The sequence below is a fragment of the Quadrisphaera setariae genome, from assembly GCF_008041935.1.
Lineage (GTDB): Bacteria > Actinomycetota > Actinomycetes > Actinomycetales > Quadrisphaeraceae > Quadrisphaera > Quadrisphaera setariae.
The window spans coordinates 26,604-48,313 of the sequence record NZ_VKAC01000020.1 but is presented as its reverse complement, the minus strand read 5'-3'; the positions used below and the strand labels follow the sequence as shown (position 1 = coordinate 48,313).

Here is a 21,710-nt window from a genome sequence, read left to right as displayed (position 1 = left end):
ACGGTCCTCTAGTCCTTCGGAGCGCAAAGCTCCCGGGATGCTGGTCCGCGGGCCGCTCGCCTGCGATGATTCGGCGATGAGCACCGCCGCCGCTCCCGACCTCGCCGCGATGCTGGCGCGCGGGATCGACAGGTCGAGCCCCGTACCGCTCTACCACCAGCTCGCGGAGCTCCTCCGCGGAGCCATCTCCGACGGCACGCTGCCCCCCGGCTCGCGCCTGGAGAACGAGGTGGCCCTGGCCGAGAGGCTGGGCCTGTCCCGTCCGACCATGCGGCAGGCGCTGCAGGAGCTGGTGGACAAGGGCCTGCTGGTGAGGCGCCGCGGTGTCGGCACCCAGGTGGTGCACCCGCACGTCAACCGCTCGATGGCGCTGACGAGCCTCCACGACGACCTCGCCCGCAGCGGGCGCACCCCCACCACCGAGGTGCTCGACTACGACGTCGCCCCGGCGCCGCACGAGCTGGCCGAGGCCCTGGGCGTCGCCCCCGGGACGGACGTCGTGACGGTGCGGCGGCTGCGCTCGGCCGACGGCGAGCCGCTCGCCATCCTCACCAACCACATCCCCGCCGCGACGGCGCCGAACCGCGAGCAGCTCGAGGCCGAGGGCCTCTACGAGGTGATGCGGGCCCGCGGCGTGCAGTTCCGGGTGGCGCGCCAGAGCGTCGGGGCCCGCCTGGCGTCAGCGACCGAGGCCCGCCTCCTGCACGAACGACCTCGCGCGGCGCTCGTGACGATGCACCGCACCGCCTACGACGATGCGGGCTCCGTGATCGAGGTGGGCGACCACGTCTACCGCGCGTCCCGCTACGCCTTCGAGACCACCCTCGTCGACCGCTGAGGCCGACCACCCCACCGAGGAGCACCCCGTGACCGTCGTCGTCGGATACGTCCCCAGCAGCAGCGGCCGCGCCGCGGTCCAGGCCGGCATCGAGCACGCCAGGGCCTTCGACGCCCCGCTCGTGGTGGTGAACACCGACAGCGGGCGCGGCGCCGGCGCCACCGACGGCCCGGCCCTGGTGGAGGACACCCACCTGGAGGTCCTGCGCCGCACGCTGGACGAGTCGGGCGTGCGCGCCGAGGTGCGCCAGGAGCCGCGCCAGGAGCCGGCGGAGGCCCTCCTCGACGTCGCAGCGCAGGTGGGGGCGCGGTGCATCGTCATCGGTCTGCGCCCCCGCTCGATGGTCTCGAAGCTGCTGCTGGGCAGCACCGCCCAGCAGGTGCTGCTCCACGCGACCTGCCCGGTGGTCGTGGTGAAGGCCGAGCCCGAAAACGCCTGATGCCTTCGGGCATTTGATGGGTTGACCTGACAAATAGGTCGACGTACGGTCGCTCCAGCCGCCGGGCCCGGGCTCGGCGGCGCCGGGGCGCCCGCAGGGCGCCCGAGCCGATGCGCGAGGGAGCGCCATGACGACGACGTCCGCCCGAGGGGCCTCGAAGGGGCCCACGACGAGCCACGGCGCCTTCCTGGTGCGCCTGACCGTCATCGCCACCCTGGGTGGCCTGCTCTTCGGCTACGACACCGGCGTCATCGCCGGCGCGCTCCTCACCATGCCCGACGACCTGGGCCTCACGACGGTGCAGACGGCGACGGTGGTCACCGTCCTGCTCCTGCCGGGCGCCGCGCTGGGCGCGCTGTTCGCCGGCCGGATCGCAGACCGGATCGGGCGGCGCACCACCCTGCTGATCTGCGGGGTCGTCTTCCTGGTGGGGGCGCTCGGGTGCGCCCTGGCACCCGGCTTCGGGGTGCTGGTCGCCTCGCGCTTCGTGCTCGGCCTGGGCGTGGGAGCGGCGGCGGTGATCTGCCCGGTCTACCTGGCCGAGATGGCGCCCGCGGAGAAGCGCGCCCGCATCGTCACCATCAACGAGCTCATGATCGTCTCAGGCCAGCTCCTCGCCTTCGCCATCAACGCGGTCATCGGCGCGCTCGTCGACCACCCGGGCAACTGGCGCGTCATGCTGGGAGTCGCCGCCGTCCCCGCCGTCGGCCTCCTCCTGGGCATGGTCGTGCTCCCGGAGTCGCCGCGCTGGCTGGCCCTGCGCGGGCGCACCGAGGAGGCACGCGCGGTGCTCCTGCGCAGCCGCAGCGCCGCCGAGGCGGACCGCGAGCTCGGCGAGATCTCCCACCTCGCCACCGAGGACCGCGCCGCCGCCCGCACCTCGATCCGCTCGGTGCTGCGCCAGAACCCGTGGATGCGCCGCCTGGTGTGGATCGGCGTCGGGCTGGCCGCGGTCCAGCAGGCCACCGGCATCAACACGGTGAACTACTACGGCACGCAGATCCTGGCCGACACCGGCCTCGGCGACCAGGTGGCGCTCGTGTCCACCATCGCGATCGGCGTCACGTCGGTGACGATGACGCTGCTCGGCATCTGGCTGCTGGGCTTCGTGAGCCGTCGGCGGATGCTGCTCACCGGGTTCGCCGGCGTGGTCGGGTCGCAGGTCGTCCTCGCTCTGGTGTTCCTGCTCCCCCAGTCCACCGGGCGCAGCTTCACCATCCTCGCGGCGATGCTCGTCTTCGTCGCCTTCGTGCAGTGCTTCATCGGCACGGGCATCTGGCTGATGCTGTCGGAGATCTTCCCGCTGGCCATCCGCGGCTTCGCGATGGGCCTTTCGGTGTTCGTGCTGTGGGTCGTCAACGGGGCGATCTCCTTCGCCTTCGAGCCCACCACGGAAGCACTGGGGACCACCACGACGTTCCTGCTCTTCGCGGCCGTCAACGTGGCCTCGCTCTTCTTCGTCCTCCGGTGCGCCCCGGAGACGAAGGGGCACACCCTCGAGTCGCTCGAGGAGCACCTGCGCACCCCCGCTGGGGGCGTGCCCGCCGTCGGCCGCTGAGGGGGCCGGTCCGGCACCGGCCGGCCGGCGGGGTCAGCCCCGCCAGCCGCCCGCGGGCCAGGTGCGCTGGTCGGCCGGGGGTCGCAGCGCCAGCACCTCGGCGAGCAGCTCCTCGTCGATCGGCTCGCCCGCCGCCTCCACGGCGGCACGGACGTTCGCGGGCTTCCGGGTGCCGATGACGGTGGTCGCCGCACCGCTGCGCTGGATGGAGTACTGGTTGGCGAGCTGGGCGACGTCGACCCCCTCCCGCTGGCACAGGGCCACCACCGCGGCGGCCGCCTCCCGGATCACCGGGCTCGCGGGGTGGTCGGCGGCCATCGAGCCGCCGGACGGTGTGAGCAGCCCGAGCGAGACGGCGGCGGCGTTCATCACGGCGGTGCCGTTCGCCTCCGCCACGGGCAGCACCCGCGTCATCAGGGAGTCGTCGAGCAGCGTGGCGTGCGCGTACGTCAGCACGACGTCGAGGTCGAACTCCTCCACCAGGGCGCAGATGGTCTCGACGGGGTACCCGGTCACGCCGACGGCGCGGACCAGGCCCTCCTCGCGCAGCGCGAGGAGAGCCGGTACGGCGACCTCGCGGATCTGCTCGAGGGGCACGAACTCGACGTCGTGCAGCTGGAAGACGTCGACGTGGTCGGTCCGCAGCAGGTCGAGGCTGCGCTGGAGGCTCGACCGGATGCGGGCGGCGGAGACGTCGAAGTCGTCGCTGCCGTAGCGACCGGCCTTGGTCGCCAGCACCACCCGGTCGCGGCGGCCGCCGCGCAGCGCACGGCCGAGCCGCTCCTCGGCGTCGCCGTAGTACGGCGAGGTGTCGACGAGCGTGATGCCGAGGTCGAGGGCCTCGTGGACCACGCGCTCGGCCTGCTGCTCGTCGCAGTCGCCGAAGAGGCCGCCGCCGAGCGGCGCGGTGCCGAGCGCCACCTGCGAGACCTGCAGGCCGGTGGTTCCCAGGGGTGAGAGCTGCACGGGAGTGCTCCGTCCGTCGAGGGGTGTCAGGCGGTGAAGGCGCGGCGGAAGTCGTCGAGCGCCGCTTCGTCGTCGCCGCGGGCGAACGCCTCCAGCGCCACCACGCCGTCGTAGCCGAGACGCCGCAGCGCCGCGGCCACCGCCGGGTAGTGGACCTCGCCGGTGCCCGGCTGGCAGCGGCCCGGCACGTCCGCGACCTGGACCTCCCCGACCCACGGGAGCGCCCGCTCCACCAGCTCCACGAGGTTCCCCTCGCCGATCTGGGCGTGGTACAGGTCGAGGTTGAGCTTCAGCCACGGCGACCCGACGGCCTCGACCAGCGCGATCGTGTCGGCGGCCCGGGCGAAGGGCACCCCAGGGTGGTCGACGGCGGTGTTGAGGTTCTCCAGCACGAACACCTGCTCGTGGGCCTCCCCCAGCGCTGCCAGCGCCTCGAGGGTCCTGGCGGCGCGCAGCCACATCGCCGGCGTGGCCCCGGCACCGTCCACGGCGACGACGGGCAGCCCCTGGCCGTCCAGGCCTGTGCCGTGGACGTTGAGCCGCTCCACCCCGAGGCGCTCGGCCACGGCCAGGGCGTCGCGCGCGGTGGCGAGCAGGCGCTCGGCGCCGACCTCGTCGGCGAGGGTCCCCTCGGCGTAGCCGGTCATCGAGGAGTACCAGGTGCCGCCCGCGCGCAGAGCAGCTAGTGCGGCGACGTCCTTGGTGCGCCAGTCCCAGAGCACGACGCCGTAGCCGAGCTCGGTCAGGCGCCGCACGCGCTGCTCGAACGGCAGGTCGAGCAGCACCATCTCCGCGCACACCGCGAGCCTCATCGCCACCACTCCCTCGTGATCACGGCCGTCCCGTCGAGCCTCGCACCACCAGGTGCGGGGCGAGGACGACGTCGACGGGATCCTCCCGGCCGCCGTCCAGCCTCTCGACGGCGGTGCGCACCGCGGCCGCGGCGAGCGCCGCGGGGTCCTGGCTGACGGAGGTCAGGCGGACGTGCCCGAGGCGGGCCAGGGGGCTGTCGTCGTAGCCGACCACCGAGAGCGCCGCGCCTTCCCGCGGCCCCGCACCCCGGACGGCGTCGAGGAGCCCGACGGCCACGCGGTCGTTGGCGGCGAACACCCCGGTCGCTCCGGCGGCGAGGACCTCGGCGACCGCCGCGGCTCCGGCGTCCTCGCTGAACGACCCCTCCACCACGAGCGGGTCCAGGCCCCGCGACCGCGCTGCGGCGAGGAAGCCGTCGCGGCGCTCGTGGGCGACCTCGCTGCCGCCGCCGCTGACGTGGGCGAGGCGGGTGTGACCGAGCTCCGCGAGGTGCTCGACCACCAGGGCCGTGCCCGCGGCCTCGTCGGCCCTGACGACGTCGAGCCCTGGTGCCCGGCGCCCGACCAGCACCACCGGGTCGTGGGCGTCCAGGGCTGCGAGCTGCGACGACGGCAGCTCGCTGCCGAGCAGCAGCAGCGCCTCGCACCGGGAGTCGAGCAGGACTTCGACGGCTCCCGCCTCGCCGCGGCGGGCGGTGACCGGGTGCAGGAGCACCTGGTACCCGGCGTCCTCGGCGGCGTCCTGGAGGGCCTCGGCGAGCTCGGCGTGGAAGGTGTTGCGGATCGTCAGCGTCACGCCGAGGAGCCGGGTGCGGCGGGCGGCGAGGCGGCTGGCGGTGCGGTCCGCCCGGTAGCCGAGGGCGCTCGCGGCGGCGCGGACGCGCTCGACGGAGGCGGCGCTGGGCCCGGCGGCGCCGCGCAGCGCCAGGGACGCGGTGCCCGGGGAGACACCGGCCCGCTCGGCGACGTCGGCGAGCGTCGGGCGGCCCCCGGGGCGGCTCGACGCGCCGGACATGAGGACCCCCTTGACGGACGACGACGACGGTGGCGATGCTAGCGGAGGCTTAAAGCGCTTTAAAGCGCTGTCGTCCCAGTGCAGAGAGGCACTCCCCCATGAGCACGTCCCCCTCGTCGATCGGCGTCGCCGTCATCGGCGCCGGCATGGCCGGCCGCGCCCACGTGGCCGGCTACCGCGCCGCCGGCTCGCTCTACGGCGGCGGCCTGCCCGAGGTGCGCCTCGTCGCGGTCGCGGACGCCCACGCGCCCTTCGCCGAGTCCGCCGCCCGCCGGTGGGGCTACGCGAAGGCCGTCACCAGCTGGCAGGAGGTGGCGGAGGACCCGCAGGTCGACGCCGTCAGCGTGGTCGTCGCCAACTCCCTGCACCGCGAGGTCGTCGAGGGGCTGCTCGCGGCGGGCAAGCACGTGCTGTGCGAGAAGCCGCTCGCCCCGTCGATCGCCGACGCCGAGGCGATGGTCGCCGCGGGCGAGCGCGCCGCCGCCGAGCACGGCTCCGTCTCCGGCGTCGGCTTCACCTTCCGCCGCTCCCCCGCCGTCGCGGCGGTCCAGCGGCTGGTCGCCGACGGCTCCATCGGCGCGCTGCGGCACGTCGACGGCCGCTACTGGTGCGACTACGCGGTCGACCCCGACGCCCCCATGAGCTGGCGCTACCGGGGCGGGGCGGGGTCCGGGGCGCTCGCCGACATCGGCAGCCACCTCGTCGACCTCGCCGAGTTCCTCGGCGGACCCGTCACCTCGGTGCGCGGGACGACGTTCACCACGGTGACCACCACGCGCCCGAAGCCCGTCGGCGTCGTCGTCGGGCACGCGAAGAGCGCCGTCTCCGACGAGCGCGAGCCGGTGGAGAACGAGGACCTCGTCAGCTTCACCGCCACGCTCGCCTCGGGAGCCATCGCCACCCTCACCGCCTCGCGCATCTCCCACGGGCACGCCAACGGGCTCGGCTTCTCGGTGTTCTGCGACCGCGGTGCCGCGGTCTTCGACCTCGAGCGGCCCGCCGAGCTGCTGGTCTCCGACGACTCCGCCCCCGCCGGCCTCGGCGGCTACCGCCAGGTGCTCGTCGGCCCCGACCACCCCTACGTCGCCGGTGGGCTGGCGATGGACTTCCCCTCCGTCGGCCACGGCCAGAACGACTTCTTCACCTTCCAGTGCCGCGCGTTCCTGGAGCAGATCGCCGGGACGGGTGGCACGCCGCCCCTGCTGCCGCTGAGCCACGGCCTGCACAACCTGCGGGTGCTCGACGCCGTCACCCGCGCTGCCTCACTGCCAGGAGTCGACGTCGACGTCGACGCCTGACAGCCCACCAGATCACGACGACTGAGAGGACCAGACCCATGGAGATCGGCGTCTACACCGCTGTCCTGCACGACCGCGACCTGCGCTCCGCACTGGCCACCGCCAAGGAGCTCGGCCTGGAGGGGGTCGAGGTCAACGCCGGCGGCTTCATCGGGACGCCCCACCTGCCGGTCGACGCCGTGCTCGCCTCCGACGACGCCCGCGACGAGTACCTGGGACTGTTCGAGGAGGCCGGCGTCCACCTCAACGGCCTCAACGTCAACGGCAACGCGCTCCACGTGAACCCCGCCGTGCGCGCCAAGCACTCCGGCGACCTGGTCCGCTCGATCGCGCTCGCCGAGCGCCTCGGACAGCACAGCGTCGTCTGCATGTCGGGCCTGCCGGAGGGCGCCCCCGGTGCCGTCGCCCCCACGTGGATCGTCAACCCCTGGGACTCGTCCTGGCTGGACGCCCTGGAGCACCAGTGGTCGCTCGCCGTGCCGTACTGGCGCGAGCTCGACCGCCGCGCCGCCGACGCCGACGTCCACCTCTGCATCGAGATGCACCCGCAGAACCTGGTGTTCAACCCCTCCACGCTGGAGCGGCTGGTCGAGCAGACCGGCGCCACGCACGTGGGCGCCGAGATGGACCCGTCGCACCTGTTCTGGCAGCAGATCGACCCGGTCGCGGCGATCCGCCACCTCGGGCCGCTGGTGCGTCACGCCGCGGCCAAGGACGTGCGGATCAACCCGGCAGCGGCCATCCACGGCGTGCTCGACGACAGGTTCCGCCGCCTGCGCCCCGACGAGGACCGGGTGGGCCTCGGCACCGGCCCGGGCACCGACGGCGAGCACTACGTCAACGAGTGGCCGGAGGACTCCGCCTGGGACTTCGTCGCGGTGGGCAACGGCCACGACGTCGACTTCTGGGCGGAGTTCCTGCGCGCGCTGCACGAGGTCGACCCGGACATGAAGGTCAACATCGAGCACGAGGACACCGCGCTCGGCCGCATCGAGGGCCTGCGGGTGGCCGCCGACACCCTGGCGCGGGCCCGCGCGGCAGCGGGGGTCTGACCGGCGACCGGAGGACGACGACGGCGGCGGGGAAGCAGCACGGACGCGGCGGCGTTGCGCCAGCGTGGGGATCGGCCGGACGGCACTGCTCGGACTGGGCGTGCTGGTCGGCTCCGCCGTCCCGTTCGTCCCCACCGGCGAGGTGGTGAGCGCCGCGGCGACCCTCGCGTCGGGCTCGTGGCTCGACCTGGTGGTCGTCTTCGCCGTCGTCCTCGTGGCCTCGGTGCTCGGTGACAGCACGCTGCTGCTCGGGGCTGGGGTGGTCTCGCGCCTGGTGACCCCCGCCCAGCGGGCCTGGCTCGGGGCGAGGCGGCTGGCGCCCGCGGTGGGCCGCGCGCGGGCGCGCATCGCCTCCCACGCCCCGCAGGCCGTGCTCACCGGGCGCCTCGTGCCCGGTGGCCGGGCCCCGGTGATCATCGCGCTGGGCATCGCCCGCTACCCCGTGGGGCGCTTCATGGCAGCGGACGCCCTCGCCTGCGGGGCGTGGGCCGGCATCTACGTGGCGCTCGGCGCCCTGGGAGGGCGCGTCTCCGGGCACCCCCTCCTGGGGATCGGGGTGGCCGTGGTCTGCGCCGTCGCCCTCGGGCTGGGCGTCTCGCAGGTCCAGCGGCTGCTCCAGCACCGCCGGTCGCCGTCCCCCGCCGCCTGACGGTGGGGGTGTGAGGGTGGACTGGCAGGTCCTGGTCCGCGCCGGCGCACCCGCCTAGCGTCGACGCCGTGACGGTCCGCTCCTCCGAGGTCAGCACCTTCCTCACCAGCCGCCGCCAGCGCCTCACGCCCGAGCGCGCCGGCGTGGTCTCGCACGGCCGGCGCCGCGTGGCGGGGCTGCGGCGCGAGGAGGTCGCGCAGCTGGCCGGGGTGAGCACGGACTACTACTCCCGGATGGAACGCGGTGACCTCGCCGGAGCCTCCGAGGAGGTGCTCGAGGCCCTCGCACGGGCCCTGCAGCTGGACGAGGCCGAGCGCGAGCACCTCTTCGACCTCGCCCGGGCCGCCGCCGCGGGCTCACGGATGCGGCGGCGGGCCGCTCCCGCACGCCGCCCCGTGCTGCGCGCACCGCTGCAGCAGGTGCTGGACGCCACCACCGACGCGCCGGCCTTCGTGCGCACGGGCAGCCGCGACGTGCTCGCGGCCAACGCCCTCGGGCGGGCGCTGTACTCCCCGCTGTACGAGAGCGCCGCGCTGTCGGGCCACGCACTGCCCAACAGCGTCCGGTTCGCCTTCCTCGACCCGCGTGCGCGCACCTACTTCAGCGACTGGGAGCGCACCGCCGACGACGCCGTCGCCGCGCTGCGCGGAGAGGCCGGGCGCCACCCCTTCGACCGCGCCCTGACGGACCTCGTGGGGGAGCTGGCCACCCGCAGCGAGGAGTTCCGCACCCGCTGGGCCGCCCACGACGTGCGCCACCACCGCAGCGGGACCAAGCACCTGCACCACCCGGTGGTCGGTGACCTGGTGCTCGCCTTCGAGGTCATGGACCTCCCGGCCGACCCCGGGCTGACGCTGGCGGTCTACACCGCAGCCCCGGGCTCGCCGTCGGCCGACGCGCTGCGGCTGCTGGCCAGCTGGGCCGCCGGTGCGGGGTCGAGCACGGGGGCCGACGCGGTGCGCACGCCGTGAGCGGAACGCTCGGGCGTCGCCTGCTCGTGCCGGGCAGCGCGCTGCTGTGGGGCCTGCAGTTCGCCGTGCTCGTCCCCTCCCTCGCGCTGCTGCTGGTCGCCCTGTACGACGCGACGCCCTCCCAGGTCGGCTGGGTGCTCGGCGTCTACAACGGAGCCGGGTTCGTCGCGGCCCTCGTCGTCCCGGCCTGGGCCGACCGCCGCGGCGACTACCTCGTGCCGATGCTCGGCTGCTCCGCCCTCACGCTCCTGCTCGCGGTGGCGCTGTGGTGGGTCACCGGACTGCCCGGGGCGGTGGTCGCGCTCGTCGTGCTCGGGGCGCCCGCGGGGGTGGGCGTGTCGCTGCTCTTCGCCCACCTGCGCCACGAGGGAGCGGGCACGGCGCAGGTGACGCGGGTGCGCGCCGTGGTCTCGTTCGCGTGGATCGCGGGGCCCCCGCTGGCGACCTTCCTCATCGCCACCGCGGGCGAGCGGGCCCTGCTGCCGGCGCTCGCCGTCCTCGCCGTCCTCAACGGGGCGACGACGGCCGCGATGGTGCGGCACCGGCGGCGCCGCACCGCTGAGGGCCTCCCGGCGACCAGCGCCCCGGACGACGCGATCCCCGTCTCCCGCTCCGGGGTGGCCCTCGTGACGCTCGGCTTCGTGCTGCTGCAGGCCGCCAACGCCACGGTGGTGTCCGTGATGGCGCTGTTCACGACCCGCGGCCTCGGGCTCGACGTGGTCTGGTCGGGTGTCGCCCTCGGCGTGGCGGCCGCCGCGGAGATCCCGGCGCTGCTCCTGCTGGGGCGGCTGGGCAGCCGCGTCTCCGACCTCGCGCTCGTGGTCTCGGGCAGCGCGGTGGGCGTCGTCTACTTCGCGCTCATGACCGTGGTGAGCGGGCCCGCGGGACTCGTGGCGGTGCAGCTGCTCAACGCGTGGACCTTCGCGGTGATCGCCGGCACCGGGCTGGGGCTGTTCCAGCGGATCATCACCCGGCCCGGGCTCGCGTCCGGGCTGTACGCCAACACGAGGCGCCTCGGCGGTGTGGTGAGCGGCCCGGTCATCGGGCTGGGCGGGGCGACGGCCTGGGGGTACGGCGCCGCGTTCCTCGTGTGCGCGGGGCTGACGGTGCTGGGAGTGGTGCTCGTGGTGGTCGCGCTGCGGACCGCCCGCACCACCGCCACCGCCTGAGGCGCCGTTCCACCACCTCAGACGGTGAAGCGCCCCGTGAGCTCGGCCAGGCGCGAGGCAGCCGAGGTCAGGTCGGCTGCGGTGCCGGCCGTGTGAGCCGCGCTGCCCCGGTTCTGCTCGGTGCCGGCGGCGATCCCGGCGATGTTCTCCGAGATCTGCGCCGACCCGGTGGAGACCTCGGTGACGTTCCTGACCATCTCGGAGGTCGTGGCCGACTGCTCCTCCACCGCCGCCGCGATCGTGGACTGCACCTCGTCGATGCGGGCGATCACCTCACCGATCTGCAGGACCGCCGCCCCGGCGGCGGAGGCGTCGCCCTGGGTGGCGCTGACCTTGGCCACGATCTCCTCGGTGGCCGCCGCGGTCTGGCGGGCCAGCTCCTTGACCTCCCCGGCGACCACCGCGAAGCCCTTGCCCATCTCCCCGGCGCGGGCGGCTTCGATGGTGGCGTTCAGGGCCAGGAGGTTGGTCTGCTCGGCGATGGAGGTGATGAGCTTGACGACGTCGCCGATCTCCTGGCTGGAGGTGCCGAGCCGCTCGATGGCGGAGCCGGCGGAGGAGGCGGCGGCCACGGCGTTCGACGCCATCGCGGAGGCCTCGGAGGTGGCAGAGGCGATCTGGGCGATAGCGGCGGTCATCTCCTCGCCAGCGGCGGCGACGGTGGAGATGGAGACCGAGACCTCCTCGGAGGCGGCGGCGACCACCTGGGACTGGGCTGCGGCCTCCTGCGCGCCGGAGGCCATCTGGGCGGACACGCTCGCCAGGGACGTCGAGGTGGTCGCCAGGGCGGCGGCCTCGCCGGTGATGTCGCGCATGGCGGAGGCCAGGGCGTCCAGGGAGGTGTCGGTGGAGGTGGCCAGCTGGCCGACCTCGTCCTTGCGGTCGAGGCCCACGCGCACGTCGAGGCGGCCGGTGGCCACGCCGGCCATGACCTCCACCACCTTCCCCAGCGGGCGCGTCACCGAGCGGGAGACCACCACGGCGATGCCTGCGGCCAGGGCGACGGCCAGCACCGAGCAGCCCACCAGCAGCGCGACCGCCGCGTGGTAGGCGGCCTTCGCCGTGTCCGCGACCCCGACCGCCGCCGCCTTCTCCACGGTCGTGATCTCGTCCAGCGCCTTGGCGGCGGACCTGGCCGGCGGCGTGGCGTCGGAGTCGCGCAGCGCGACGAACGCCGCCAGGTCGTTGGCCTTGGCGAGCGGCACGAGCTGCTGGACCGCGGCGCGCCAGGTGGCGAGGTCGGTGGTGAAGGCGTCCTGCTGGGCCTGGGTGGTGCTCGGCTGGCTGGCCAGGTACGCCTTCCACCGCTCGTCCAGCTTCGCCTGCTCCGCGTCCAGCTCGGCGAGCGCCTTCTCCGTGCCGGCGGCGTCCGGAGTCAGCGCAGCGTTGGCCAGGTCGAGCCGGGCCTGCGTGAACGAGCTCTGCGTCTTGTCCGCGGCGTCCACGGACTCCAAGCCGCTCGTCGACAGGTAGTCGAGCTGCGCCTGCGCCTGGCCGAGGCGGACCACGCCGATGGCGCTGACCGCCACCAGCAGCAGGCACACCACCCCGAAGCCGAGGCCGAGCTTGACGGCGATCCTGAGGTCGGCGAGACGACGGAGCACGGGGACCTCCTGGTCGGGGACGGGGCGCGCAGGGCCTGCATGCGGCGCGGACAGACGACTCCTCCCAGTGATCGGGATCCACGGGCCCGTTCTTGATCCCTCCGGGGGAGGGCGCCATCTGCCGTTGGGGAGACACGCAGGGCGCGCCTCACCCCTCGCCGGTGCGGGGCACGTTGAAGCGCGTCACCACCTGCACCGGGGACGCCCACGAGCGCACCGGGCCCGGCAGGCCCCCACGGGACTGCAGGAGCACCCGCGCGGCGCGGCGCAGGTGGGGGCGCAGGTCGTGGTGGAGCACCGCCGAGACGCGTCCGGCGCGCAGCAGCCCCAGGTGCTCCGCGGCGAGGTCGTGCACGACGACGACGCGCGGCGCACGCCCGTGCTGCGCCAGCGCATCGAGCACGGCGGTGGCGCCACCCGCCCCGGCGTACATGGCGTAGACGGCGGCGACCACGGGCGCCGGCGCGCCGTCGTCGTCCCTCTGCAGCGCGGCCCGGAGGTCGTCGACCACCGATCGCGGGTCGACCTCGTCGTCACGGACCTCGAGCACCCGCCGCTCGGCCAGCACCTCCGCGAAGCCGGCGGCGCGCTCGTCCTCGCCGAGGTCAGCGCTGCCGCTGCGCACCACGAGCACGTCGCCCCCCTCGGGGCGGTCGGCGCCGAGCCACTGGTCCACGAGGTGCGCCGCCGTGCGGCCGGCGCCGCGGTTGTCCAGACCCACGTAGGCCGTGCGCGCCGACCCGGGCAGGTCAGTGACGAGGGTGACCACGGGAACGCCCGCCTCCGCGAGCGCTGCGACGGCGGCGACCACGTCGGGATGCTGCGGGGCCTTCAGCACCACGCCGTCGGACCGGGCGCTCGCCACCGTGCGCAGGGCCGCCACCACGGGGTCGGGGTCCGACCCGTCGAGCAGGTGGAAACGGGCCCTGACCACCGCGGGCCGCAGACCGGGCAGCTCCGCCTCCAGCGCTGCCCGCACCTCCACGGAGAAGCGCAGCGGGGCCTGGACCACCACGTCGAGCACCCAGGTCCGCCCGCCCAGCTGCAGCTGGTCGGCCTGGCGCTGCAGGTCGGCGATGGCGCGCTCCACCTGCCGGGCCGTGGACGGGCGGACGCCGGGGCGGCCGTGCAGGGCCCTGTCGACGGTGGCCTCGGACAGGCCGGCCTGGGCGGCGATCTCACGCACGCGGAACGGGTGGCGCACCCTCCCAGCACACCACGCCGCTGAGGTCTTCCTGAGGGATCCGGACGGTCCGCTGGTGCGCCGGACGACCTAGCGTCGTGGCACCGGCGGCCCCACCTCCCTGCCCCACCACCGCGCCGCCGCACCCTCGACGACGAGAGGCACCCCCGTGACCACTGCTCCGCTCCGCCCCACCACCCCGGCGCGCACCACCGTCGCCACGGGCTGGTACTCCCCCGCCGACTGCTCGCTGGACGACTTCCGCGCGGTGGTCGAGGGCGGCCTGGCCGAGACCGCCCTCGACCAGTACCCGCACGCCGACGCCCTCGAGCAGGGCGTCCTCGTGTACGGCTCCGGGCTCGGCGAGCACACCGGCACCGAGCGGGGCCGCCGGGAGGTGCAGGCCGAGCTGGCGCGCGCCCTCGCGGACGGCCCGGGGATCGTCGTCGTCAAGGGGGCCTTCGAGCACGCCGTCGTCGACGCGGCGACGGACGCGTTCAGCGCGATGGTCGAGGAGCAGAAGGCCGCGGGCACGGCCTCCGGTGACCACTTCGCCGCGCCGGGGGCCAACGACAGGGTGTGGGGCGCCCTGGACAAGCTGGCCGTGCGCGCCCCCGAGGTCTTCGCCGCGTACTACGCCAACGACGTGCTCGCGCTGGTGTCGGAGGCGTGGCTGGGCCACGGGTACCAGGTGACGTCGCAGGTCAACGTGGTGAACCCCGGCGGCCAGGCGCAGACCGCCCACCGCGACTACCACCTGGGCTTCATGGACCAGGCGCAGGCGCTCGCCTACCCGGCGCAGGTGCACGCGCTCTCCCCGGTGCTCACGCTGCAGGGGGCGGTGGCCCACGTGGACATGCCCGTGGAGACCGGGCCGACCCTGTACCTGCCGCACTCGCAGAAGTTCCCCGCCGGCTACGTCGCCTTCCACCGGAGCGAGTTCACCGGGTACTTCCTCGAGAACTCCGTGCAGCTGCCGCTCGCGAAGGGCGACGCGGCCTTCTTCAACCCGGCGCTCTTCCACGGGGCGGGCACCAACCGCAGCGCCGACGTGCGCCGGATGGCCAACCTGCTGCAGGTCTCGTCGGGCTTCGGGCGGGCGATGGAGGACGTCGACAGGACGGCGGCCTCCAAGGCGCTGTTCCCCGTGCTGCTCGCCCGCAAGGCGGCGGGTGCGGACGAGCGCTCGCTGCGCAACGCGGTGGCCGCATCCGCCGAGGGGTACGCCTTCCCCACCAACCTCGACCGGGACCAGCCGATCGGCGGCCTGGCGCCCCAGACGCAGGCCGAGCTGGTCTGGCAGGCGCTGAGCGAGGGGTGGGAGCCCGCCCGCCTGGCCGAGGCGCTCGACGCGCAGGCCGCGCGCCGGCGCTCCGCCGTCTGACCCACCCCGACGTCCGTGATCATGGGCGCTGCGTGCAGCGGGTGTTCGCAACGTCCATGATCACGGTCAGTGGGGGTTGACGGTATGACATGACAACTGGCTAGCATCGGCCCCGAGCGCCGCGGGCGCCCCGCACGAACTCGACGACGAGGAGCCCCTCCGGTGACCAGCCCCGCCACGCCCGTGCGCATCGCCCTCGTGGGCAGCGGCCGCATCGGCCAGGTGCACGCCGCGAGCATCCACCGCTCCGAGGGCGCGGTGCTGCAGGTGGTGGCCGACCCGTTCGTCGCCGGCGCGCAGTCCGTGGTCGAGCGCTTCGGGGGCCCGTCGACCAGGGCCACCACCGACGCCGTGGAGGCCATCACCGCCGCCGACGTCGACGCCGTGGTCGTCGCCTCGCCCACCTCCACGCACGTCGACCTCATCGCCGCCTGCCTGGACGCCGGCAGGCCGGTGCTGTGCGAGAAGCCGATCGACCTGGACATCGCCCGCGTCGACGGCCTGCGCGAGCGCGCGGCCGCCTCGTCGGTTCCCGTGGCCCTGGGGTTCAACCGCCGCTTCGACCCGCACTTCGCCGAGCTGCACCGCCGCGTGGCCGCAGGCGAGATCGGCCCGCTGGAGCAGCTGACCATCACCAGCCGCGATCCCGCGCCCGCCCCGGAGGACTACATCGCGGTCTCCGGAGGCATCTTCCGCGACATGACCATCCACGACTTCGACACCGCGCGCTGGTTCGTCCCCGACGTCGTCGCGGTCACCGCGGTGGGACTGCGGCAGTTCTCCGAGGTCATCGCGAAGCACGACGACTACGACGGCGCGGTCGTCACCCTGGTCGGGGCGAGCGGGCAGTCGGTGACCATCACCAACTCCCGCCACTGCGCCGCCGGCTACGACCAGCGCCTGGAGGCCACCGGCCCGCTGGGCACCCTCAGCGTCGGCAACGTCACCGACACCCTCGTCCGCTCCTCCACCGGCACCTCCGGAGACTCCGGCGCCCCGTTCCAGACGTTCTTCCTGGAGCGCTACGCCCAGGCGTACGCCGCCGAGCTGGAGGCGTTCCTGGCCGCGGTGCGCGGAGGGGAGCTGAGCGGCCCCGGCTTCGAGGACGGCCGCGCCGCCCTCGTGCTCGCCGACGCCGCCGGGGTCTCGGCCCGCGAGGGCCGCACCGTCCGCGTCGACCTGTCCGCCTGACGGCGGTGGTCGCGCCGGCGCTCGTCGCCAGCTGCTGGACGTCCGCGGGCGACGCGCTGCCGGCTGGTGACCGCGAGCGCAGCCCCCTGCCCCTGGCGGAGCGGGTCCGCGCCATCGCCGACACCGGCTGGGTGGGCCTGGGCCTGCTCCACGCCGACCTCGACGGCCTCAGCGCGGAGGGGCTGGCCGACCTGGCCGACCTGGTGCGCTCCGAGGGGCTCGCCCACGTGGAGGTGGAGCTGCTCGACGGTTGGTGGGACGACGACAGCGCCTGGCGGCCCCGCTGGGGCCTGCTGCTCGCCGCCGCCCGTGCGCTGGGGGCGGCGTTCGTCAAGGCGACCCCGCCTCCGGCTGGGCACCCCGGCGACCTCGTGCCGCGCCTGCGCTCCCTCGCCGGGGAGGCAGCCGCCGCGGGCACGCGCCTGGCCCTGGAGCCGCTGCCCTGGTCGGCGGTGGACAGCATCCCCGCGGGTGCTGACCTGGCACGCGCCGTGGACCACCCCGCCTTCGGCCTGGTGGTGGACGCGTGGCACGTCTTCCGCGCAGGGACCTCGATGGACGACCTCGCCGCCGCGCTGGCGCCGGCTCCGCGGTCGGTCGTCGTCGGGGTGGAGCTCGACGACGCCGACGCCGACGTCGTCGGCACCCTCTTCGAGGACACCCGCGACCACCGCCGCTACTGCGGCGAGGGCTCCTTCGACCTGCACGGCTTCGTGCGCGTGCTCCGCGCCGCCGGCTTCGAGGGCCCGTGGGGCGTGGAGGCGCTCTCGGCCGAGCACCGCGCCCTCTCCCTCGACGACGCGCTGGTGCGCGCCCGCGACGCCGCCCTCGCCGTCCTGCTCTCCCCGCCGACCGACCCGCTGACCGACCCGCTGCCCGACTCCCAGCCCGCGGAGGCCTCCTCGTGACCGACCCGATCGCCCTGAAGATCGCTGGAGCCCCCATCACGTGGGGCGTGTGCGAGGTGCCCGGCTGGGGCGCGCAGCTGCCCGTGGAGCGCGTGCTGCGCGAGATGCGCCAGCTCGGCCTGACGGCCACCGAGTTCGGCCCCGAGGGGTTCCTCCCCGTCGACCCCGCTGACCGCGCCGCGGTGCTGCGCGAGAACGGGCTGGCGGCCGTGGGTGGCTTCGTGCCCGTCGTGCTGCACGACCCCCAGCGCGACCCGCTGCCCGCGCTCCAGTCCGAGCTGGAGGCGTTCACGGCCGCCGGCGCCGGCGTCGTCGTCCTGTCCGCCGACTCGGGTCTGACCGGGTACGACGAGCGCGTCGAGCTCGACGAGCTCGGGTGGACCACGCTGCTCACCAACCTCGTGCGGCTGCGCGACGCCGCCGCGGCCGTGGGCGTGCTGGCCGTGCTGCACCCGCACGTCGGCACGCTGGTGGAGTCGGAGGACGACGTCGAGCGCGTCCTCGCCGGCTGCGACGTCGGGCTCTGCCTCGACTCGGGCCACCTGCTCATCGGCGGCACCGACCCGGTCGCGCTGGCCCAGGCCCATCCCGAGCGGATCCGCCACGTGCACCTCAAGGACGTCGACGCCGCCACCGCGCAGCGCGTCCGGAGGGGCGAGCTGACCTACTACCAGGCCGTGCAGGAGGGCCTGTACCGCCCGCTCGGCCAGGGCGACGTCGACGTGCGCTCCCTGCTGCGCTCCCTCCTGGCCGCCGGGTACGACGGCTGGTTCGTGCTCGAGCAGGACACCGTGCTGCAGCTGCTCCCCGAGGACGGCGAGGGACCGGTGGCCGACGCCTCCGCGAGCGCCGACCACCTGCGTCAGCTGGCCGCCGAGCTGGCCTGACCGGCGCCGCCGTCGAGGTCGGGGTCGAGGCGCAGCAGCACCACGCCGTGGGCGGGGACCTCCACCACCACGGCGGGGCCGCCCTGCCCCTGGTCGACGGCGACGGGGCGTCCGTCCCCGGCGTCCGAGACGGCCGTCGCGCCCGAGGTGCCGAGGTCGGCGAGCAGCAGCCGCAGCGGGCCCGACGGCTCCGCGCCGAGCCAGAACACGGCCACGGCGCGCCACCCCTGCGCGTCGGCGTCGTCGGGGCCGTCGGCGTCCTCGGGGGCCACGTCGGCGGCCCAGACGACGAGGTCGTCGTCGCGCACCAGCTCGCGGCCGTCGCCGCGCGCGTGGACGGCCAGGAGCGCGGGGTGGCGCAGCAGCTCGAGGACGTCGGCGGGGGTGTCGGGCAGGTGACCGCCCAGCACGAGCGGTGACCGGGCGAAGCACCACAGCGCCACCAGCGTGCGCTGCTCGTCGGGGGTGAGGCGGCTCTGGCGGTCCTCCCCTCGCTCCGCGCGGATGCCGATGCGGCCCAGCGGGAGCATGTCGAGGTCCGCCCAGCTGCCGGGCTGCTGGTGCGGTGCCCAGCGGGCGGCGCGCTGGAACTGCTCGTGGACGTCCTCCCAGCGGTCCCAGAGGTCGTCGCTGACCCGCCAGGCGGTGGCGTGCTCGCGCAGGACGGGCAGCCGGGCCAGGGAGACGCGGGTGCCCGGTGAGGTCGACAGGGCGATGTCGCGGCCCGACCGCCGGATGGCGAGCGCCACGGCCGCGAGGTCGCGCTCGTGGAAGGGGAAGAGCAGGTCGTCGACCTTGAGGTAGTCGACGCCCCAGGCGGCGAGCTGGCCGACCACCCCGTCGTACCAGGCCTGACCCGCCGGGTGGTCGAGGTCGACGCCGACGTTGTCGGGGTTCCACGCGCAGGCGTCCTCGGGGACGGCGATGTCGCGGGCGGTGCTGCCCGTCGGCCCGTCCGCGCCGACCACGGGCAGGTCGAGCTCCACCGCCCGGCGCGGGACGCCGCGCATGAGGTGCACCCCGAAGCGCAGGCCGAGGGCGTGCACGCGCTCGGCCAGCGGCGCGAACCCCGCGCCGTCGGCGGCGGACGGGAAGCGGTTCGGGGCGGGCAGCTGCCGCCCCCACGCGTCCAGCACCGGCTCCGAGACCGACCGGTAGCCACCGGCCTGCACCACCGGCTCGTACCACTGGATGTCGACGACGACGGTGTCCCACCCGGCCGGCGCGAGCTCGCGGGCGAGGACCTCCGCGTTGGCGAGCACCTCGTCCTCGGTGACGGTGGTGCCGAAGCAGTCCCAGCTGTTCCAGCCGCGCGGCGGCGTGCTCGCGATCATCCGGCAACCCTGCCAGGGGCGCCCGCCGCGGGCAGACCTGGCCCGCGGTCGTCGAGGTCCCCCGGCGCTCGTGTGGCGCCACCTGCGCGGACGTGGCAACGTCGTGACCGCCGTCACACCGGCCGCGTTCAGTTCTGAGCGCCGGCGGCCCGGGGGACGGCCCCGCCGGGAGGCCCCGTGTCGTACGCGCTCCGCACCGGACCGCTCCGCTGCCCCGTGCCGCACGGTCCACCGGCCCCAGCCGCGGCGTAGCGGCCCACCCGCTCCACCGCTCGACGAGCCGCACCGCCGGCGCACCGCCACCCCGCGGTGCCGCGTCGGCGGCCACCGCTGCTCGTCCTCGCCTTCCGCCGTCCCGGCGCGCCGGCCCTGTCGACGCACCGGGGCGCTCCGATGCGTCGTCGTTCCCATCCGCTGATCACCACAGGAGGTCCCCCGTGTCCGTTCCCGCCGACCGCCCTCGCGCCGACGAGCTGCGCGATCCGCTCACCACCGGTCCCATCACCTACACCGGCACCCGCACCGGAGCCGTCGCCGTCGACGGCCCGTCCGAGGGTGGCTCGCCCACCGGCGGGGGGTCCAGCACCACCGGTGCGGCGAAGTCCGAGGCCGCCGGTGTGGCCTCCGAGGCCGCTCAGCAGGGCAAGCACGTGGCGGGCACCGCCGGAGAGCAGGCCTCGCAGGTGGCCTCCGAGGCCGGTCGCCAGGCCAAGGACCTGCTGCACCAGACCCGCAGCCAGCTCACCGAGCAGACCTCGGCCGGCCAGCGGCAGGCCGCCTCCGGCCTCGGTGCGCTCGCCGAGGAGCTCAAGGGCTTGGCCGAGGGGCGCGCCGGCAGCGGCGTGGCCACCGACCTCGTGCACCAGGCCTCCCAGCGGGTCGGCGCGGTCGGCTCGTGGCTGGAGGAGCGCGAGCCCTCCGACGTGCTGCGGGAGGTGCAGGGCTTCGCCCGCCGCCGCCCGGTGGCGTTCCTCGCCATCGCGGCGGGCGTCGGGCTGGTGGCCGGACGCCTCACCCGTGGCCTCGGTGCCGCCGCGCACGACCAGGCCACCGGCTCGCAGAGCACCGGGACGACCCTCCCGGCAGCAGGCACCACCTACGCGTCCACCAACGCCGCCCCCGTGCCGGCCGCCACCCCGGTGAGGCCCGCCCCGGCGCTCGCCACGGACACCTTCGACGTCACCGAGGAGCCGCTCATCGGCGGCCCCGGCAGCGCCGGCCGCGCCACCGGTGGCCGCACCGGCGCCACCCCCCAGGGCGCCGTGCCCGGCTGGGACGAGCCCCTGCGATGAGCCACGCCCCCGACCTCGGGTCGTCAGCCGCTCCTGGCGCCGGCGCCGGTCAGCGCGAGGGCCTCGGCGAGCTGTTCTCGTCCGTCACCGAGGACCTGTCCACCCTGGTCCGCCAGGAGATCGCCCTGGCCAAGGCCGAGGCCACGCAGTCGGGCAAGCGCGCCGGCAAGGGCGCGGGCCTGCTCGCCGGCGCCGGCGTCTCCGGCCACTTCGTCCTGCTGTTCCTCTCCGTCGCGGCGTGGTGGGGGCTGGGCGAGGTCATCGGGCGCGGCTGGTCCGCGCTCGTCGTGGCGGCCGTCTGGGCCGTCGTCGCGGCCGTCCTGGCGGTGCGCGGCCGCTCCGAGCTGCGCGCCGTGCGCGGCCTTCCTGACACCACCAGCACCCTGCAGAAGGTGCCCAGCGCCCTGAAGGGCCACGAGGAGGAGAACCACCGATGAGCACCCCGTCCAGCGACCCGTACGCCAGCACGCACACCGTCCCGGACATCGCCCCGGCCGCGGGCGTCACGTCCTCCGACGACCCCGCCGTCATCCGGGCGCAGATCGACGCGACGCGCGCCCGCATGAGCGAGGACGTCAACGCCCTCACCGACTACGCCGCCCCGTCCAACGTCGCGCAGCGCCAGGCCGACAAGGTCAAGGGTGCGGTCAGCAGCGCCGTCGGTGGTGTGAGGGACCGCGTCATGGGGTCCGCGCAGCACACGGCCAGCACCACCGGCGGAGCTGTCTCCGGTGCGGCATCCAGCGTCGGGGACGCCGTCCACGGCGCCCCCGCCGCCGCGGCGCAGAAGACCCGCGGCAACCCGCTGGCCGCCGGCCTCATCGCCCTGGGCGCGGGCTGGCTCATCGGGTCGCTGCTGCCCGCCAGCTCCAAGGAGGCCCAGGCGGCCGCCGCGGTGAAGGAGCACGCGAGCACGGTCACCGAGCCGCTCGTCCACGCCGCGAAGGAGGCGGCGGACAACCTCCGCGAGCCGGCGGCGCAGGCGGCGCAGGCGGTCAAGGAGACCGCCACCGACGCCGCGGCGACGGTCAAGGACGAAGGCGCCGAGGCCGCCCGGTCCACGCAGCAGCGCGCCGCGGACGCGAAGGACACCGTCCAGAGCAGCCGCTCCTGAGCAGCCGGCGGGGGGCCCGGCCGGGTCCCCCGCCGACCGGCCGCGC

Annotated in this window: 21 protein-coding genes; 15 read left to right on the top strand and 6 right to left on the bottom strand. The window is 75.4% G+C overall.

Going from position 1 to position 21,710, the window contains the following annotated elements; translation table 11 throughout:
• Positions 1 to 76 precede the first annotated feature (76 nt).
• The 3 genes from FMM08_RS22175 (at position 77) to FMM08_RS22165 (ending at position 2,835) form a co-directional block, all read left to right on the top strand.
• Positions 77 to 838, top strand: coding sequence for a GntR family transcriptional regulator (locus tag FMM08_RS22175; RefSeq protein ID WP_255472691.1), 762 nt, complete (start codon positions 77 to 79; stop codon positions 836 to 838).
• 28 nt (positions 839 to 866) lie between these two features.
• A complete protein-coding gene (locus FMM08_RS22170; RefSeq protein WP_147928523.1) occupies positions 867 to 1,277 on the top strand; it encodes a universal stress protein in 411 nt (136 codons plus the stop codon).
• A 127-nt stretch (positions 1,278 to 1,404) separates the two neighbouring features.
• Positions 1,405 to 2,835 carry a sugar porter family MFS transporter gene (locus tag FMM08_RS22165; protein ID WP_147928522.1) on the top strand — a complete coding sequence of 477 codons (1,431 nt, stop codon included), beginning with the start codon at positions 1,405 to 1,407 and terminating at the stop codon, positions 2,833 to 2,835.
• A 33-nt stretch (positions 2,836 to 2,868) separates the two neighbouring features.
• Here FMM08_RS22165 and FMM08_RS22160 read toward each other — a convergent pair whose 3' ends face one another.
• From FMM08_RS22160 to FMM08_RS22150, 3 genes are read right to left on the bottom strand one after another with little or no spacing between them, the layout of a single operon-like run.
• Entirely contained in the window at positions 2,869 to 3,801 is a 933-nt protein-coding gene (locus FMM08_RS22160; protein ID WP_147928521.1) for an aldo/keto reductase, read from the bottom strand.
• A gap of 26 nt (positions 3,802 to 3,827) precedes the next feature.
• Positions 3,828 to 4,622, bottom strand: a complete 795-nt coding sequence (locus FMM08_RS22155) for a TIM barrel protein (RefSeq protein ID WP_439653580.1) — start codon at positions 4,620 to 4,622, stop codon at positions 3,828 to 3,830.
• A 10-nt stretch (positions 4,623 to 4,632) separates the two neighbouring features.
• Positions 4,633 to 5,628, bottom strand: coding sequence for a LacI family DNA-binding transcriptional regulator (locus FMM08_RS22150; protein ID WP_147928520.1), 996 nt, complete (start codon positions 5,626 to 5,628; stop codon positions 4,633 to 4,635).
• Between the two features lie 98 nt (positions 5,629 to 5,726).
• Here FMM08_RS22150 and FMM08_RS22145 point away from each other — a divergent pair, with 98 nt between their 5' ends.
• The 5 genes from FMM08_RS22145 (at position 5,727) to FMM08_RS22125 (ending at position 10,767) form a co-directional block, all read left to right on the top strand.
• On the top strand, positions 5,727 to 6,926 hold the full coding sequence (locus FMM08_RS22145) for a Gfo/Idh/MocA family protein (RefSeq protein WP_147928519.1): 1,200 nt from the start codon (positions 5,727 to 5,729) through the stop codon (positions 6,924 to 6,926).
• A gap of 38 nt (positions 6,927 to 6,964) precedes the next feature.
• Positions 6,965 to 7,978 (top strand): sugar phosphate isomerase/epimerase family protein, encoded by a 1,014-nt coding sequence (locus FMM08_RS22140; protein WP_147928518.1) that lies wholly within the window; start codon positions 6,965 to 6,967, stop codon positions 7,976 to 7,978.
• Positions 7,979 to 8,042: 64 nt separating this feature from the next.
• On the top strand, positions 8,043 to 8,627 hold the full coding sequence (locus FMM08_RS22135) for a DedA family protein (protein ID WP_147928517.1): 585 nt from the start codon (positions 8,043 to 8,045) through the stop codon (positions 8,625 to 8,627).
• A 68-nt stretch (positions 8,628 to 8,695) separates the two neighbouring features.
• Positions 8,696 to 9,598 carry a helix-turn-helix transcriptional regulator gene (locus FMM08_RS22130; protein WP_147928516.1) on the top strand — a complete coding sequence of 301 codons (903 nt, stop codon included), beginning with the start codon at positions 8,696 to 8,698 and terminating at the stop codon, positions 9,596 to 9,598.
• A complete protein-coding gene (locus FMM08_RS22125; protein ID WP_147928515.1) occupies positions 9,595 to 10,767 on the top strand; it encodes an MFS transporter in 1,173 nt (390 codons plus the stop codon). The genes FMM08_RS22130 and FMM08_RS22125 overlap by 4 nt, the downstream gene beginning before the upstream one ends.
• A 17-nt stretch (positions 10,768 to 10,784) precedes the next feature.
• On the opposite strand, the gene FMM08_RS22120 is transcribed toward FMM08_RS22125, so the two are convergent.
• Positions 10,785 to 12,371 carry a methyl-accepting chemotaxis protein gene (locus FMM08_RS22120; protein WP_147928514.1) on the bottom strand — a complete coding sequence of 529 codons (1,587 nt, stop codon included), beginning with the start codon at positions 12,369 to 12,371 and terminating at the stop codon, positions 10,785 to 10,787.
• A 148-nt stretch (positions 12,372 to 12,519) separates the two neighbouring features.
• Positions 12,520 to 13,575: a LacI family DNA-binding transcriptional regulator gene (locus FMM08_RS22115; RefSeq protein WP_147928513.1), complete on the bottom strand. Its 1,056-nt coding sequence runs from the start codon at positions 13,573 to 13,575 to the stop codon at positions 12,520 to 12,522.
• A 148-nt stretch (positions 13,576 to 13,723) separates the two neighbouring features.
• Here FMM08_RS22115 and FMM08_RS22110 point away from each other — a divergent pair, with 148 nt between their 5' ends.
• From FMM08_RS22110 to FMM08_RS22095, 4 genes are all read left to right on the top strand, one after another.
• The gene (locus FMM08_RS22110; RefSeq protein WP_187279934.1) at positions 13,724 to 14,938 is read left to right on the top strand and encodes a phytanoyl-CoA dioxygenase family protein; all 1,215 of its coding nucleotides are present in this window, start codon (positions 13,724 to 13,726) and stop codon (positions 14,936 to 14,938) included.
• A 162-nt stretch (positions 14,939 to 15,100) separates the two neighbouring features.
• Positions 15,101 to 16,129 carry a Gfo/Idh/MocA family protein gene (locus tag FMM08_RS22105; RefSeq protein WP_147928512.1) on the top strand — a complete coding sequence of 343 codons (1,029 nt, stop codon included), beginning with the start codon at positions 15,101 to 15,103 and terminating at the stop codon, positions 16,127 to 16,129.
• 5 nt (positions 16,130 to 16,134) lie between these two features.
• On the top strand, positions 16,135 to 17,037 hold the full coding sequence (locus FMM08_RS22100) for a sugar phosphate isomerase/epimerase family protein (RefSeq protein WP_222711087.1): 903 nt from the start codon (positions 16,135 to 16,137) through the stop codon (positions 17,035 to 17,037).
• Positions 17,034 to 17,924, top strand: coding sequence for a sugar phosphate isomerase/epimerase family protein (locus FMM08_RS22095; RefSeq protein ID WP_255472689.1), 891 nt, complete (start codon positions 17,034 to 17,036; stop codon positions 17,922 to 17,924). The genes FMM08_RS22100 and FMM08_RS22095 overlap by 4 nt, the downstream gene beginning before the upstream one ends.
• Here the strand turns inward: FMM08_RS22095 and FMM08_RS22090 are convergent.
• Positions 17,900 to 19,258, bottom strand: coding sequence for an alpha-galactosidase (locus FMM08_RS22090; RefSeq protein WP_147928511.1), 1,359 nt, complete (start codon positions 19,256 to 19,258; stop codon positions 17,900 to 17,902). The two genes, FMM08_RS22095 and FMM08_RS22090, sit on opposite strands and share 25 nt — an antisense overlap.
• A gap of 437 nt (positions 19,259 to 19,695) precedes the next feature.
• On the opposite strand from FMM08_RS22090, the gene FMM08_RS22085 reads away from it, so the two are divergent.
• The 3 genes from FMM08_RS22085 to FMM08_RS22075 are packed head-to-tail and all read left to right on the top strand — an operon-like array spanning position 19,696 to position 21,664.
• Positions 19,696 to 20,550 (top strand): hypothetical protein, encoded by an 855-nt coding sequence (locus FMM08_RS22085; protein ID WP_147928510.1) that lies wholly within the window; start codon positions 19,696 to 19,698, stop codon positions 20,548 to 20,550.
• Entirely contained in the window at positions 20,547 to 20,987 is a 441-nt protein-coding gene (locus FMM08_RS22080; RefSeq protein WP_147928509.1) for a phage holin family protein, read from the top strand. The genes FMM08_RS22085 and FMM08_RS22080 overlap by 4 nt, the downstream gene beginning before the upstream one ends.
• A complete protein-coding gene (locus tag FMM08_RS22075) occupies positions 20,984 to 21,664 on the top strand; it encodes a DUF3618 domain-containing protein (protein ID WP_147928508.1) in 681 nt (226 codons plus the stop codon). The genes FMM08_RS22080 and FMM08_RS22075 overlap by 4 nt, the downstream gene beginning before the upstream one ends.
• Positions 21,665 to 21,710 lie beyond the last annotated feature (46 nt).